Raw genomic sequence first — 15,573 nt, forward strand, 5'->3', positions numbered from 1 at the left:
CAATGAATTTATGCAAAATCCATATGTAAGTGTTATACTATAAAAACTAACCTATAAAGGGGGTGAATCCCTTGTTTGAACTTCAGGAATTGATACCGTATATATTTTCACTCGGACTCATTTTCACAGTCAGTTACGCTTATATTGCCCATCTGCATTGCGGCATTACAGAGTACTGGATGGAAGGTGGGGCCGGAGGTGGTCTGGAACCTGGATTGCCAACCTTGTCCTTGGACGGACAACACAGACCTGAAGCTTTAAGTCGAATCGTCAGACGAAGAGAATCCCCGGATGAAGATGAACCAGATTGCCATTCCTCGTTGTATGTACTTTCTACAAAACAACGAGGAGGATATATATGGAACATAAGACAAGCAAGGGGTTCACTTTTACATCTGGCAAGGGACGGATCTATGGCCTGATTGCAATTCTTTTTGCAGTGATGCTACTGGCTGGATGCAGTAACAACGTCTCAGAGATTAATTCATCAACACCGGGGTTCTTTAACCATTATGTTGTATTTCCACTGTCGTATCTCATTCAGCACATCGCAACGATATTTAATGGAAGTTATGGGGTAGCCATTATTGTGATCACCCTCGTTATCCGTCTTGCGTTGTTACCATTGATGATGCGACAAGCAAAATCTCAGCAAGGTACCCGAGTGATCATGAATGCTATGAAGCCGGAGATGGATGCGCTCAAGAAAAAGTATGAGGGCAAAAACGACCCAGCCGATAAGCAGAAGCTTTCGCAGGAAACGATGGAGCTGTACAAGAAGCACAAGTTCAATCCGCTGAATATTGGATGCTTGCCACTGCTGATTCAGTTGCCTATTCTGTCAGGTATCTACACGGCTATTCGGCTTACGCCAGAGTTGTCATCTCACTCCTTTCTGTGGTTCAAATTAGGAGCGCCTGACTATGTGCTTGCAGTCGTGGTAGCTATTATTTATCTGATCCAAGCCAAGGTTTCGCAAGCCAATATGGCGCCGGAACAACGAAAACAATTCGCAATCATGGGATATATCTCTCCTTTGATGATGGCCTTTTTCTCGCTTTCGGCACCTGCAGCGATGCCGCTGTATTGGACGATCGGCGGTTCATTCCTGGTCTTGCAGACGTTATTGTTCCGCAAATTGTATCCGGTTGAACACCCGCAAGAGCCCGTGGCTGTGCAGGTAAAGAACAAAAACATCAAACCTGCGAAGCCCGCTAAGTCCTAAGTTTTCACTCATGAGAATGGTGCAGTAGAATTGAATGAATTAAACGTATGTGTTGATATAACTGATGTTCTTCACCATAATGTAGCGCAAAGATGCCTTGTCCCATGGGACAAGGCATCTTTTTTTGTATGTCCAGTTATAACATTCAAATAGCTGGTTCATCAGACAACTGGAAACGGGATACGAAATACCAGATTAACTCACGGCGGGAGGATACGTCTGTTTTGGCAAAAATGGATTTTAAATGATCCTGTACCGTGTAAGCTGATATATGCATTGCTTCGGCAATTTCTTTGGAAGAATAGCTGCGCAGCACGTAACCCAATAGTTCTCGTTCCCGAATGGACAACCCATGACTCTCTGCGAGTAATGGCAGTAAGTCCTGCGGCATAGCCTGTTCAAGCCTGATCGCAATCTGATCCAGACCTGAAAACTGTTGCATGCGGCTGGCATGAAGCACAAGGTAACGGCCATCCAGGAGTTGAATGCAAACTTTGGAAGGCGAATGAAGGATAGGTTCTTGCGCAACGATCAGGTCGGAATCTGTACGAATCTGACGCTGTAAATGCGAACTGACTGCACGGACTGGGCGCGGCAATACATCTGGTCCCACCTGCTCCAGTAAACGTAATTGTGATAGCCAATATTGAGCGGGAGCGTTCACGGATAACAGCTCGAAAGCGTCCGATGTGATCATAATACCAGGGTCCGAGGGACTTCCGCTCTTAATCTCGTCCATAAGAGTCAGACTTGTGGATCGTAACATCAAAGCAATAGAAGGTGTCCAGGCCTGAATGCTTAGTCGCTCCTCTTCCGTGAATACGGGTTGTTCCGTCTTGCGATATAGGGTTAGATACCCCCAACAGGCTCCGCCACTGACCAGTACAGCCCGAAGTTCATTACCGAAACCTGCGGGTTGAAGGATGTTATGATACCGAGCGCTTACAATAGGGTTTTCGCTTATCGATGCATGAAGGATCGCTGTATAGTCGCCGCTGTGAATCAAATCAGCATACTTATGTATATCTTCTTCCATGTATTCATTAACGAACAGCCGGTCATGAATGGCTTCAATGCCGTCTTCCGTCACGGCACCTGTTGAGAGAAGAGTCTGTGGATCAACTGTTGTGAAGCAATACGCGTCATAGGGAACGATGTTCTGAATTTGTTTCAGGACAGCTTCCCGGTATGTGCGCGAGGTCCAGGTTCCTTTTTCGAGAGAAGTAATGAGTCGCTGGTTCGGTTCCATGCGTGATGTCATAAAGCTTTCTCCTCTCCACATGCAGATATCCCATTGTTCTGGGATTGTACGCTCTGCGTATCATTCTATAATGAAATTAGACGAACGAAGAGTCAAGTCTAACTTGAATCCATGAGGAGTGTAGTATCGATGGACCACAATCAACCATCTTTGAACTGGGATACGGCGGATGAAAACCGTTACGAACAATCGATAGCCCTGAAAATTCCGGGTTATTCTCATATGCATGATCTGATGGAGCAACTGCTTGCCGCTTCTATCACGGATAACAACGAAGCTGAGATACTAATTGTCGGAGCAGGTGGAGGTAAAGAATTAGCTCTGCTTGGTTCTCGCCATGCGGGATGGACGTTTACTGGAGTAGATCCTTCCCAGCGGATGCTTCAGTTAGCAGAGAGAAGAGTCCGGGAGGCGGGGATCGAAGCCAGAGTGCAACTTAAATCCATGACGCTTGAAGCGTTACCGGAAGGTGAGGTCTACGACGGGGCAACAAGTATGCTAATGCTGCATTTTATTCAGGGGATCGAGTCCAAAAGACGGTTTCTGTCCAATCTAGCGGCCAGACTCAAGCCTGGGGCGCCACTCATTATTGCAGCAGTGAATGCCGATCTTCATTCGCCTGTATATCCAACCATGATGCAAGCCTGGCAGGATCACATGTTAAGTAATCGTATTCAGCTTGAAGAATGGGAGCGGTTTGCAGCTTCCCTTGGCCGAGAATCGGATCCCATCTCATCTGAACAAATGATAGAGCTGATGAGAGAATGTGGATTCTCGCACATTACACGTTATTTCGGAGCATTTTGGGTGGAGGGATATTATGCGAAACGAGACTAAAACAGATTCTGTGAAAGACCAGATTTGGGTTGTTGGCGGATACGGTCAGGTGGGGCAAATGATATGTACGCAACTGGGACGATTGTTTCCCGGCAAGGTATGGGCGGCAGGTACGCGGATGAATCGGGCTGAGAAATTCAGCCGATCTACGGGTGGTATAGTCCAGCCGCTTCAATTGGATGTACGAAAAGCGATTGACCCTGTTGTGCTTCAATCGGTCAAGTTGGTGATCATGTGTGTGGACCAAACGGATACCCGATTTGTCGAGGCTTGTGCGAAAGCAGAGACAGATTATATTGATATTTCAGCCAATTATGACTTTCTGGGTCAGGTCGAACAGCTGCATTCCAAAATGCAGCGTTCCAAAGCAACAGCCATGCTTAGTGTGGGACTGTCGCCTGGGGTGACCAATCTGCTTGTGCGTGAAGCAGGTGCCCATATGGAGCAAGTAGACGAAGCGGACATTACTGTCATGCTGGGGCTGGGTGAAAAACACGGAAAAGCCGCGGTGGAGTGGACTGTGGATCAGATGAATGCTACCTATCAGGTCATGAAAAAAGGTAAGCCAGCGGAAGTGCAAAGTTTTCACGATGGTAAATGGATTGATTTTGGCGCAGACTTGGGCCTCAGGAAAGCATATCGGTTTAACTTTTCGGATCAACACGTCGTTGCTCGTACACTTGATATTCCAACGGTTTCCACTCGGTTATGTCTCGATTCCCGTTGGATGACTAGATCCATGGCAATTTCGAAACGTATGGGGCTGTTCACGCTACTGCGTATTCCCTCCCTTCGTAATGGTACGGTCAAGGCTTTTGGGGTTATTCCCGGAGGGGAGCCGATGTTTGCAGTTAAGGTAGATGCAGTGGGATGGAAAAAGGGCAAACAAGTCCATTTCGAGCAGCTGCTGGTTGGCGAGCGTGAAGCAGATGCAACAGCAGCAGTTGCGGCGGCGGTAGCGGAGAGAATGTATCGGACGGAACTACCGCATGGCGTTTTTCACATTGAACAATGCCTTTCCTTGCAGCATATTCAGGAAGCACTTCGTTTTCCATTGAAAGTAACAACGAAGATTACGTAAATCATATATGTTGTTGGATCATTTTTTTGCTCAGGCTCTCCGATCTGCTATGATGGAACAAATAATCATGGTAGAACGGAGGGAGATCATGAACTGCATTGCTGTATTGCCTTATTACAAAGTACAGAGAGAAGTGACGGGTCTCGCACAGGAAGTACTGCATAGCGATCGGTCCATGATCCTGTACTCGGACAAGATTGTAACGAAATACCGCGAGTTTAATATTACGGAAGTGTTCGACATGTCCTTTCGGAGAATGGGGAATGAAGGTGGTTTTTTCTATCTACATACCAGCACCGGAGTCTATCCTTATATGGTCAACATAGATCCCAAACCTTTTATCCAAACTTTCAGAACGATGACGACTCAAAAATTAACTTAGTCTTGACCTTGCCGTTACGTGAAGGCTTATCCTCGGATTTGGAAGTAAGGCAATCCAAACCTAGAGGAGTTGTGAAACGAATGAGTATTTTAATCCAGCAAGCCACAATCTTAACGATGAAAGACACCGATTCCCCCTTCAAGGGGGATATTCGCATTGTTGGCGACCGTATCGTAGAGATTGCTCCCCACATTCAGGCTCAACCGGGTGATGACATTATGGATGGTCAACATAAAGTGGCCATGCCGGGCCTGATCAATGCTCACCAGCATACACCGATGAGTCTGTTACGAGCATTCTCGGATGATCTGAAGCTGATGGACTGGCTTGACCGTAAGATGCTGCCTGCAGAAGCCCGGATGACACCCGAAGATATATACTGGGGAGCACAATTATCCATCGCCGAGATGATCCGTTCAGGAACTACAGCTTACGCTGATATGTACATTCACATGAATGAAATTGCAGAAGCGGTAACGATAACCGGTATTCGGGCATCGCTCACACGCGGCATGGTATTCGTGGAGGATGACGGGGGGCGCAGATTACAGGAAGCTGTCGATTTGGTGCAGCGTTGGTCGGGTAAGGCAGAGGGGCGAATTACGACGATGTATGGCCCGCATTCTCCCTATACTTGCCCAGTAGAACCTTTGCGGGAAGTCATCGCGATGGCGGAACGGGAGAACGTACCTATCCACATTCATCTGGCTGAGACGAAAGAGGAAGTTGTGAAAATTCGTGAACGCTATGGCATGACGCCAACGGAGTACTTGGAAGAGGCAGGTATGTTCGAAAAGGCACATGTACTGCTTGCCCATGGTGTACACCTGAATCGCAGAGATATTGGCAGATTGAAAGGCATGCGTGGTGGAGTAGCGCATAATCCGGTCAGCAATCTGAAGCTTGGCTGCGGAATTGCCCCAATTACCGAGATGATTGCACAGGGAATTAACGTGGGTCTTGGAACTGACGGGGCAGGCAGTGCGACAACCATCGATATGTTTGAAGAGATCAAGGCTGCGACCTGGCTGCAAAAGCTGGATTATGCTGACCCTACCCGGTTGTCGGCAAGAGAGGTACTACACATGTCTACACGGGGAAGTGCAGGTCTGTTGAACCTTCAGGATGAAGTAGGTGTGCTGGAAGTTGGGCGCAAGGCCGACCTGATTCTGATTGATCTGAAGAAACCGCATTTGCAGCCGGTTCATGAGCTGGAATCATTGCTTGCATACAGCGTGAATGGCGCCGATGTAGATACCACCATTGTGAATGGTCGTGTGTTGATGAGAGGCAGGCAGCTGCTAACGATAGATGAGGAAGAACTTTTCCGTCAGGTAGAGGTTCGTTCGAAGCGTATTGTGGAAGGGATTTAATGTGCCAAGCGGAACTAAGCAAACGGAGTCCTAATGAATGTAGGGCTCCGTTTGCTTTTCCTTACATATTGATTTTTGACAGCTACAATTCTTTTGCCAGGCAGACGCGAATTGTCCAGTTCATTATCAGTTCACACAAATTTGTTAGAATGTGAAATGGCCAATATAGATAGGGTGTATGACTTGGAGAGGAAGAGATCAAGATGACTATTTTAGAAGTAAAACATGTGAAGAAATCATACACGCTGTATGGTAAGGAAAAGGTTCCTGTGCTCCATGATGTGAATTTGAGCTATGAGACAGGAGAATTCGTCTCGATCCTTGGTGAATCGGGTTGCGGAAAGTCAACCCTTATGAATATTATTGGTGGAATGGACTCCGATTTTGAAGGGGAGATCCTTGTTCATGGAAAGAACTTAAGTGCTATGACTGAAAAGGAAATGGATGATTATCGGAAGAATAATATCGGCTTTGTGTTTCAAAATTTCAATCTGATCCCGCATCTGTCTGTGCTGGAGAACGTTACGATTGCCATGCAAATGACGGACACAAGTGAAAAGGAACGCAATAAGCGCGCTATAGATATTTTGACCGAGGTCGGGCTGAAGAGTCATCTGAACAAACGGCCTAACCAGCTGTCGGGTGGGCAGAAGCAAAGGGTTTCCATTGCTCGTGCACTATCGAACAATCCAGACATTATTTTGGCGGATGAACCAACAGGTGCTTTGGATAAGGAAAACGGGGATCAAATCTTGGCTCTGCTGGACAGTATTGCGCAAAAAGGGATGCTGGTCATTGCGGTAACTCACTCGCAGAAAGTAGCTGATTCCGGTACGCGTATTGTGAAGGTTGAGGAGGGACGGATTAAGGATGATATCCATCTAAAAGATCGTTCCTTGACCACTTATGAAGGCAGTCGTGGTGCTTCCAGAAACTTGGGCTTACTGGCTTCTTTCAAAATGGCTCTCAAAAATATGAAACTCAACGGCAAGCGTAATGTACTGGTTGCATTGGGTGGGTCGATCGGGATTTTAAGCGTACTCCTGATGCTCTCCTTGGGTAATGGAATAACGACATATATGAACGACGAAATCAATTCAAGTATGGACCCTTTGCTTGTGGATATAACGAAGCCCAGTGCAGATGCCAAAGATATGCAAGGCCCGCAAGCCTTGATGGCAGCAGGCGAACCTTTTACAACAGCCGACATTGAGACTATTCGCAAATTCCCTAATGTGGATCATGTAGAGACCATCACTACCATTACAGGCAAATCGACTATGGTTCATGCAAAGCAAAGTGTGGCACTTACGCAGTTAACGACGTTAACGGATGCTTTTGATCCAGCAACGCTAACAACGGGTAAGCTTCCGGTAGAAAATGAGATGTTGTTACCCCTCGATACGGCGAATAAATTAAGTGGAAATGACCAAGCTGAATCCATGATCGGCAAGTCTGTGTTTCTATATATCAATGAGATGGATGGCAATAATAAACCCGTAACTTTGGAGAAAGAAATAACCATATCTGGTATTTATGAAGCGTCAGATCAAAGATCACCAATGCAGCAATCACCGGGTTACATTTCATCACAGACGTTGGAGCAAATGTATGCGGACAAAGGAATAACGATTGGGCCAATTCAGGTTAACGCTTATGCAACCGATATGAAATATGTCAATGATATTAATGCAGCAGCTGTTGATGCGGGCTTCTCAGGCTCCCAGACGGCAAAAATCATGGAAAATATCACGACATACGTGAACATGGCCACGATCGTTCTGTCTGGTATTGCAGGCATTTCGTTAATCGTATCCGGTATTATGATATTGGTTGTGCTTTACATTAGTGTCGTGGAACGAACGAAGGAAATCGGAATCCTTCGTGCGATTGGAGCAAGAAAGAAGGACATCAAGCGAATTTTCTTTTCTGAATCTGCTCTATTGGGGGTATTCAGTGGAATCATTGCGGTAGTATTTGCGATAATTATTAGTTATGTGTTGAATATTCTCTTGGACAACGCTTTTGGAGCTAAGCTAATAAATCTATCGGGATACTACATTGTGTTCGGAATCGTTGTAAGTACAGTGATTAGTATCATCGCTGGTTTGATGCCATCATCGAAGGCTGCCAAGCTGGACCCGATGGAATCCTTACGATACGAATAAATTTAAGTTGTGAATAATGAAAATTGCGGAAAGGATAATGGATACATGAACACGATTCTTGTGGTGGATGATGATTTCCATATCCGCAAATTAATCCGAATTTATCTCGAAAAAAATCAGTTTTCCGTCGTGGAAGCGCCGGATGGCCAAGAAGCACTGAACATTTTGTCTCATACCAAAATTGATTTAGCGATTGTAGATGTGATGATGCCAAGAGTAGATGGTATTGAACTGACCGAAGACATTCGATCTTATATGGATATTCCGATTCTGATGGTGACTGCCAAGGGAGAATCCAAGGATAAAGTCAGAGGATTCAATGCAGGGTCAGACGATTATTTAGTAAAACCTTTTGATCCTGTGGAGTTAATTTTGCGTGTAAAATCTTTAATGAAGAGATACAACAAGATTTCATCGAATGTTATTCATATAGGCGGTGCAACGATTGATCTGAGCAATTTGACAGTGGAGGCAGGAGCTCAAACGGTTGAATTGAAAAAGAAGGAATGTGAATTGTTGTTTGCTCTGGCGAGTTTGCCAGGGCAAATATTCACACGTACACAGCTTATAGAAGATATATGGGGAATCGATTATGAAGGTGATGAGCGTACCGTTGATGTGCATATCAAAAGGTTACGAGAACGGCTTGAACCGATCCCTAAGTTGATCATTTCGACGATAAGAGGACTTGGATATCGTTTGGAGAGTGTATGAAAATCGTGAGGAAAAGCCTGCGTCTACGAATCGTAGTTACCTTTTTTGGTATTGTGATCGTCAGTTTAATTCTCTCCTTTATATTAAATATGCGATCTCAGGAAAACACACCAAATCATTCTATGGTTACGATTGCCGAAGACATAGCTACGATGATAAATCTGATTGATGATCCGGAAAAAGTGAAAACAAGCTTGGATATCTTTGCACGATACGGCTTGGACATAAACTCCGTGAATGAACAAAGTGAAGTGCTTGCTTCACTACCAGATGATAAAGTTCATGAATTATTCGATGAAAATACCACGGAAGCGTTTATTCTATCCAATAAAGATGAGACAGCGATTGTTGGTGTTCCCAGGATGAATGAAGAAAAAGATGCGCTCCTGATCAAAATTAATTTTTCATCGATTTTTCATAATGTGAAACGTACACTATTTATATCGCTATTAACTGTCTTAGTCATAGGAAGCTTATTAATCATGTTCATGTCTGGGTACATTGTGAAACCGATCAAAAGGCTAACTGCTGCAGCTAAGAAAATGGCTTCAGGCGATCTGTCTGTCCGGTTGAAACATAATAATCCAGATGAGTTTGGTGAGCTGATGGAGAGCTTTAATCATATGGCCCGTGAGTTGCAAAAAATAGACTCGGTGCGTGATGATTTTGTCAGTAATGTCTCTCATGAAATGCAGTCCCCACTAACATCAATTAGAGGATTCACAAGAGCGCTGCAAGATGGTGTCATCCCTTTGGAAGAGCAGAAAGAGCATCTGGATATCATATACGAGGAAACATTACGCCTTTCCAGGCTTAGTGATAATTTACTTCGGTTAGCCTCGCTGGACTCGGAGCACCATCCGTTTAATCTCAGTACGTTCCAATTAGATGAGCAATTAAGAAGAACGATCGTATTAGCAGAACCCCAGTGGGCGCACAAAAATATCAGGATTGAATTGGATTTATTGCCTTGCGAGATCACGGTCGATAAAGATTTGTTTGAGCAGGTCTGGCAGAATTTAATCAACAATGCGATAAAATATACGGGTACCGATGGGTCCATTCACATCGAAATCGAGATGTCCACGTCATTCGTGAAGGTATCGATTAGAGACTCAGGACAAGGAATACCCGAGGAGGCCCTTCCGTATATTTTCGATCGATTTTATATGGTGGACAAAGCACGGAGCAGTGCTCTTAGAGGCAATGGATTAGGGCTTTCCATCGTGATTAAAATTTTGAAATTGCATGATTGTACAATTGATGTGGAGAGCAGGGTTGGAGAAGGAACGCAGTTTACGGTTACGATCCCCAGACCTTCGACTACATCTTAAGTAAGCTCAATTAGCAATATTGAAGCAATCTTGGTCCTTAGAATACAAGACCCTGTTGCTTAAATATTGCTTTTTGGTGAGCACTGCGTGAAAGATCTGATATATTGTTTTGTTTAGTGGCAGATGATTTGATAAGATAGAAGAGATGTGAGTATCAATCCATTTATATGGTGACGAGAGTAAATTAGATTCAACGTTTTATTCTATCCGCTACCCCTGCACATCTATGTGAATATATGAACATAACAATTTATTATATACAGAATGGAGCCATCCAATGAAATATCGCAATATGGAAGATTGCATTAATGATCTGGAGCAGCATGGACATTTGATTCGAGTGAAGGAAGAAGTGGACCCTCATTTGGAGATGGCAGCGATACATATGAAAGTGCATGAGGCGAAAGGCCCAGCTCTGCTTTTCGAAAATGTGAAAGGCTCCAAGTTCCAGGCTGTTTCGAACCTGTTCGGTACACTGGAACGAAGCAAATTCATGTTCCGTGGAACGCTTGAAGGTGTACAACGTGTCATGGCTGTCCGGGATGATCCAATGAAGGCACTCAAGACGCCTTTTCAGCATATCAGCACCGGTCTTGCCGCGTGGCAGGCTCTACCTAAGCAGAAGTCCATCAGTTTGCCTGTAACCGCGCAAGAGATTCAAATCTCGGATCTGCCGTTGATCAAGCATTGGCCTATGGATGGTGGAGCATTCGTTACGCTGCCTCAAGTCTATTCGGAAGACCCAGACAAGCCAGGCATCATGAACTCCAATCTGGGCATGTATCGGGTACAGCTAAGTGGTAATGATTATGAACTGAATAAGGAAATTGGACTTCATTATCAGATCCATCGCGGAATTGGTATTCATCAGGCCAAAGCAGTCAAAAAGGGAGAACCCCTGAAAGTGAGTATATTCATTGGGGGTCCGCCGGCACATACACTTTCTGCAGTGATGCCTTTGCCTGAAGGACTCAGTGAGATGACTTTCGCGGGGCTACTTGCCGGCCGGCGTTTCCGTTACAGCTATAAGGATGGGTATTGCATCAGCAATGACGCCGATTTTGTCATCACGGGTGATATTTACCCGGACGAGACGAAGCCTGAAGGACCGTTTGGTGATCATCTTGGATATTACAGTCTGACCCATCCGTTCCCACTAATGAGAGTGCATAAAGTGTACGCCAAGCCGAATGCGATCTGGCCATTTACCGTGGTGGGTCGTCCTCCGCAAGAGGATACTGCATTTGGGGATCTGATTCACGAAATTACGGGTGATGCCATTAAACAGGAAGTTCCCGGTGTGAAAGAAGTCCATGCTGTCGATGCAGCAGGAGTGCATCCGCTTCTGTTCGCGATCGGAAGTGAGCGGTATACGCCCTATCAGACGGTAAAACAGCCAACAGAGCTGCTGACGATTGCGAGTCGTATTCTGGGTACAGGCCAGCTCAGTCTGGCGAAGTATTTGTTTATCACAGCAGAAGATCAGCAACCGCTGGATACGCACCGAGAAGTGGAGTTCCTGACGTATATCCTGGAACGAATGGATCTGCAACGGGACATTCATTTCCATACCAACACAACGATCGATACGCTGGATTACTCGGGAACCGGGTTGAACAGCGGCAGTAAGGTTGTATTTGCAGCCTATGGGGACAAGAAACGGGAATTGTGCCGTGAAGTACCGGAGACATTGAAGGATATCCGAGGTTATAGTAATCCGCAGCTGGTGATGCCAGGAATTGTAGCTATTCAGGGTGCGCCATTCAATAGTTATGCGGATACAGAACAAGAAATGAAGGCATTTACGGACATGCTGAAGGAAAAAGGAGACCTGTCTTCTTGTCCAATGATTGTATTATGTGACGATAGTTCTTTCCTGAGTGCGAATCTCAGCAACTTCTTGTGGGCGACATTTACCCGCAGTAATCCGTCCCATGATATGTACGGTGTGAACAGCAGTTACAACTATAAACATTGGGGCTGTGACCAGATCATTATCGATGCCAGAGTGAAGCCGCATCAGGCACCACCATTAATTCCAGACCCATCTGTTGAGAAAGGGATTGAACGCTTTTTCGTACAGGGAGCGAGCCTGAGTTCAATCAAAATTTAGTTGAATTCAATAAAAGCCCAAAGATTTTTTTGGGCTTTTTGGTTATATATGTGTAAAGCGATATGCCAGATATCTAAATACAAATTCAAACCGGGACTTTTTTGAAAATGGGACTGAGAATAAAGTCTTATACGTTCGTATTTCCTTTTGCGATTAAGGTCGTTTGGACTATGGAGAAAAAGAATGTATTTATCGATATAAAGTAGTATAGGGATTTTTGGGACCCGATCTAACGGGTACTGTTGACTATAAATGATTGTTCAGGGGGAATACCGATTTGAGAATCCATATTATGAACCTGCAAGATGGAGACCGTCTAACTGCGGATACATTCAGCGAAGCGGGATTACACGTTCTGGGTCAGGGTACTGTGATCAAAAGTGAAGATATCACCTTGCTGATGCAGCACCGCGTAGACTATGTGGATATTGAACCACGCGAGGAAGAGATCACGGAAGCGGAATTCTTTGCTGCTGCAGCAAAATTTGCATCTGGAGCAAGCACAAGCACAAGCACAAGCACCAAGGAAGAACCGCCTGAAGAAGAAATGAAATCCCAATTTATACAAACTGTACATAATTATCAATCCGCGTTTCTCGAAGCGCTGACTGTGGGCAAGTTCAACGCAACAATGGTGGACGATGCGCTTCAACCGATGGTGGAGGGATTGGACGAGCAAAAGGATGTCGTGCATCTCCTGATGATGCTGGAACGGGATGATGTCAATAACTACACACATTCCATTCAGGTTGGACTGTTGTCATTTTACCTAGCTAACTGGCTTGGTTATTCCCAAAAAGAAAGTTATCAGATCAGTCGTGGTGGCTATCTTCACGATATTGGCAAATGCAAGGTATCTCATCGGATACGCAACAAGGTGGAACCGTTAACCGCAGATGAACAGCTCGAATTGCAGCGTCACACGATCTATGGACATGATATTATCAAAAGTTCCATGACCGATGAGGCTACAGCGCTGGTAGCTCTTCAGCATCATGAACTGGAGGATGGTACCGGATATCCGATGCAACTGAAGAAAGACGAAATTCATCCATATACACAGATCGTATCAGTCGCTGACATATACATCGGGATGAGATCCGGCAGTCACGGAAGCAGCAATCCGAACCTGATCAATAACTTGCGCGATATTTATGCGATGGGATTCGGCAAACTGAATGAGAAGCCGGTTCAAGCCTTGATGCAGCATCTGCTTCCTAATTTTATTGGTAAACAAGTACTGCTGAGCAACGGCGAGCGGGGTGTTATTGTCATGAACAATACATCCGATATTTTTAAACCACTGATCAAGGTGGAATCGGAACAATATCGTGATCTGTCCAAAGAACGCACTCTTGCCATTAATGAATTAATTATCTAAGTTTGAATAACAAATGAATTCATACAGAAAACGGGCCTCCTATAAGATAACAGGGGACCCGTTTTTAATTTAGATCATGCACTGAATTGTTCTTCATGGTGACCAGGAGTATACTTTGCAAAGACCTTAATCTTCCTTTTTAGGCAAGAGTATGTTAAACTTTGTTGTTGATATTTGAAAAATACGAACAAGTGTTCTTTAATAAGGGCAATATAACTGTTCGGAGATGATTTGCCCATGGATTTAAACGAACTGAAAAAGCTTGCTGATACGTTGGACGATAATGGTAAGCGAGAACTTATCTACTTTTTGCAGTCCCGAACCAGCAGCTACCACAGCCGCTTGAAGGAATGGATGGATCGCATCAATGGTGTTGCAACAAAGTATTTGCAGAATTACTTGGCGTGGTTTCGTTACTTAGACAGCAAGTATGAGAATACCGCGTCGAATAAGAAAAATATGTTGGTCAAATTGTGTCTGTTTACTGTGACCGACTCGGCTTTCTACTTATTCTTGTTAAGCTAACGGGCAGTTATGCGTAAATTCCAGGGAATGTAAACATCTAAATAACGTAAGGAACGAGGAGGCAGACAATTCATGGGAGGAACGAATGTATGGGATGCGGAGTGGGAGGTTAACGAAGAGCAGGCGCGGACGCTGATCGGCAGACAATTCCCTCAGCTGTCATCGAAGCAAGTAAAGCGATTGGGCTGGGGCTGGGACAATACGGTTTTTCTCATCGGTGACGAGTATGTGTTCCGGTTTCCAAGAAGAAAGATTGCAGTTGGCTCTATTCGTATGGAAGGGAAGCTGCTGCCGAAGCTGGAGGCATATATGACCATCCCCTATCCGAAACCGTTGTTTTATGGCGAAGCAAGTGGCGAATACCCGGCACCATTTCTTGGCTATGCCTACGTGTCAGGAGATTTCCCAATCGGTTTGACGGAAGAACGCCGGGCTTTATCGGCAGAGACGTTGGCGAAATTTTTGCGGAAATTGCATGAGTTTCCGGTGCAGGCGGCGCTGAAGTGCGGAGTTCAGCAAGATCATCGAAACTTGACGGACATAGCATCGCGCAAAGTGAAATTGGAGGGCTTTCTATCGAAGGTGGTTGAACACTTGTCGCCGGAGGAGTCCGGTGTGATCGAAGCGTATATTAGCAGGTTGCAAAAGGACCGTGTCGAGGCGGTGAATGCACTGCTACATGGCGATCTTCATTTCAAAAATATGCTTGTAAATGAGAACGGGATCGTTTCCGGCATCATTGATTGGGGCGATCTGAGCGTAGGCCATCCGGCTTGCGATTTGAGCGTTGCTTATAGCTTTTTACCACCTTACGCTCGCGGCGTGTTTTTTGAAACGTACGGAGGAGCGGACGAGGAAACGAAGCTGCTGGCACGGCTGATCGCGGTATACATCCCCATACTGGTCTTAATGCAAGCGGTCGATGATGGGAATGAAGCGATTGCGGTAGAGGCGAAATCCAACATCATGCGGGCACTGTCGGATTAGACTCATTATTTCGTTTCGGCTGTGGGGCTAGGCTATCGGCACCATTTTGTCGTTTAAAGGCCGCGATAAGGTACGATCCGCCTTCTCTGATGCCGCTTTATGTTGAGGAACACGAAATTCAACAGAGTAAGTCCTTGCGCTAACGGGACACGATAGCAATAAACCGCCTTTTCAACGAATGCGGTTTTCTTA

At 45.3% G+C, this 15,573-nt stretch carries 13 protein-coding genes and 1 pseudogene; 13 read left to right on the forward strand and 1 reads right to left on the reverse strand.

Annotation, left to right across the window (positions count from 1 at the left end):
* Window positions 1-71: 71 nt before the first annotated feature.
* Entirely contained in the window at window positions 72-422 is a 351-nt protein-coding gene (locus AC4PM4_RS01080; RefSeq protein WP_176854315.1) for a hypothetical protein, read from the forward strand.
* A complete protein-coding gene (gene yidC / locus AC4PM4_RS01085) occupies window positions 359-1,225 on the forward strand; it encodes a membrane protein insertase YidC (RefSeq protein WP_064638829.1) in 867 nt (288 codons plus the stop codon). The genes AC4PM4_RS01080 and yidC overlap by 64 nt, the downstream gene beginning before the upstream one ends.
* A 145-nt stretch (window positions 1,226-1,370) precedes the next feature.
* Here the strand turns inward: yidC and AC4PM4_RS01090 are convergent, their stop codons facing one another.
* Complete coding sequence (locus AC4PM4_RS01090) at window positions 1,371-2,486, reverse strand: helix-turn-helix transcriptional regulator (protein ID WP_491612491.1); 1,116 nt, start codon at window positions 2,484-2,486, stop codon at window positions 1,371-1,373.
* Between the two features lie 129 nt (window positions 2,487-2,615).
* Here AC4PM4_RS01090 and AC4PM4_RS01095 point away from each other — a divergent pair, with 129 nt between their 5' ends.
* The 11 genes and pseudogenes from AC4PM4_RS01095 (at window position 2,616) to AC4PM4_RS01145 (ending at window position 15,381) form a co-directional block, all read left to right on the forward strand.
* Entirely contained in the window at window positions 2,616-3,323 is a 708-nt protein-coding gene (locus AC4PM4_RS01095) for a class I SAM-dependent methyltransferase (RefSeq protein ID WP_491612492.1), read from the forward strand.
* Window positions 3,307-4,404, forward strand: coding sequence for a saccharopine dehydrogenase family protein (locus tag AC4PM4_RS01100; RefSeq protein ID WP_491612494.1), 1,098 nt, complete (start codon window positions 3,307-3,309; stop codon window positions 4,402-4,404). Before AC4PM4_RS01095 ends, AC4PM4_RS01100 begins: the two co-directional genes overlap by 17 nt.
* An 88-nt stretch (window positions 4,405-4,492) precedes the next feature.
* Window positions 4,493-4,786 (forward strand): hypothetical protein, encoded by a 294-nt coding sequence (locus AC4PM4_RS01105; protein ID WP_064638826.1) that lies wholly within the window; start codon window positions 4,493-4,495, stop codon window positions 4,784-4,786.
* 80 nt (window positions 4,787-4,866) lie between these two features.
* Window positions 4,867-6,159: an amidohydrolase gene (locus tag AC4PM4_RS01110; protein WP_072732588.1), complete on the forward strand. Its 1,293-nt coding sequence runs from the start codon at window positions 4,867-4,869 to the stop codon at window positions 6,157-6,159.
* Window positions 6,160-6,362: 203 nt separating this feature from the next.
* Window positions 6,363-8,327 carry an ABC transporter ATP-binding protein/permease gene (locus tag AC4PM4_RS01115; RefSeq protein ID WP_491612496.1) on the forward strand — a complete coding sequence of 655 codons (1,965 nt, stop codon included), beginning with the start codon at window positions 6,363-6,365 and terminating at the stop codon, window positions 8,325-8,327.
* A 45-nt stretch (window positions 8,328-8,372) separates the two neighbouring features.
* Window positions 8,373-9,041 carry a response regulator transcription factor gene (locus AC4PM4_RS01120; protein WP_491612498.1) on the forward strand — a complete coding sequence of 223 codons (669 nt, stop codon included), beginning with the start codon at window positions 8,373-8,375 and terminating at the stop codon, window positions 9,039-9,041.
* A complete protein-coding gene (locus tag AC4PM4_RS01125) occupies window positions 9,038-10,375 on the forward strand; it encodes a sensor histidine kinase (RefSeq protein ID WP_491612499.1) in 1,338 nt (445 codons plus the stop codon). The genes AC4PM4_RS01120 and AC4PM4_RS01125 overlap by 4 nt, the downstream gene beginning before the upstream one ends.
* 277 nt (window positions 10,376-10,652) lie before the next feature.
* Window positions 10,653-12,488, forward strand: a complete 1,836-nt coding sequence (locus AC4PM4_RS01130) for a UbiD family decarboxylase (protein ID WP_063563440.1) — start codon at window positions 10,653-10,655, stop codon at window positions 12,486-12,488.
* A gap of 277 nt (window positions 12,489-12,765) precedes the next feature.
* Window positions 12,766-13,869: an HD-GYP domain-containing protein gene (locus tag AC4PM4_RS01135; RefSeq protein ID WP_079694462.1), complete on the forward strand. Its 1,104-nt coding sequence runs from the start codon at window positions 12,766-12,768 to the stop codon at window positions 13,867-13,869.
* A 330-nt stretch (window positions 13,870-14,199) separates the two neighbouring features.
* Window positions 14,200-14,359, forward strand: a pseudogene (locus AC4PM4_RS01140) (IS1595 family transposase); the annotation flags it as partial.
* A 107-nt stretch (window positions 14,360-14,466) separates the two neighbouring features.
* The gene (locus AC4PM4_RS01145) at window positions 14,467-15,381 is read left to right on the forward strand and encodes a phosphotransferase (protein WP_072732593.1); all 915 of its coding nucleotides are present in this window, start codon (window positions 14,467-14,469) and stop codon (window positions 15,379-15,381) included.
* Window positions 15,382-15,573: the final 192 nt, after the last annotated feature.

It is taken from the genome of Paenibacillus sp. MDV22-iso6 (assembly GCF_058408365.1).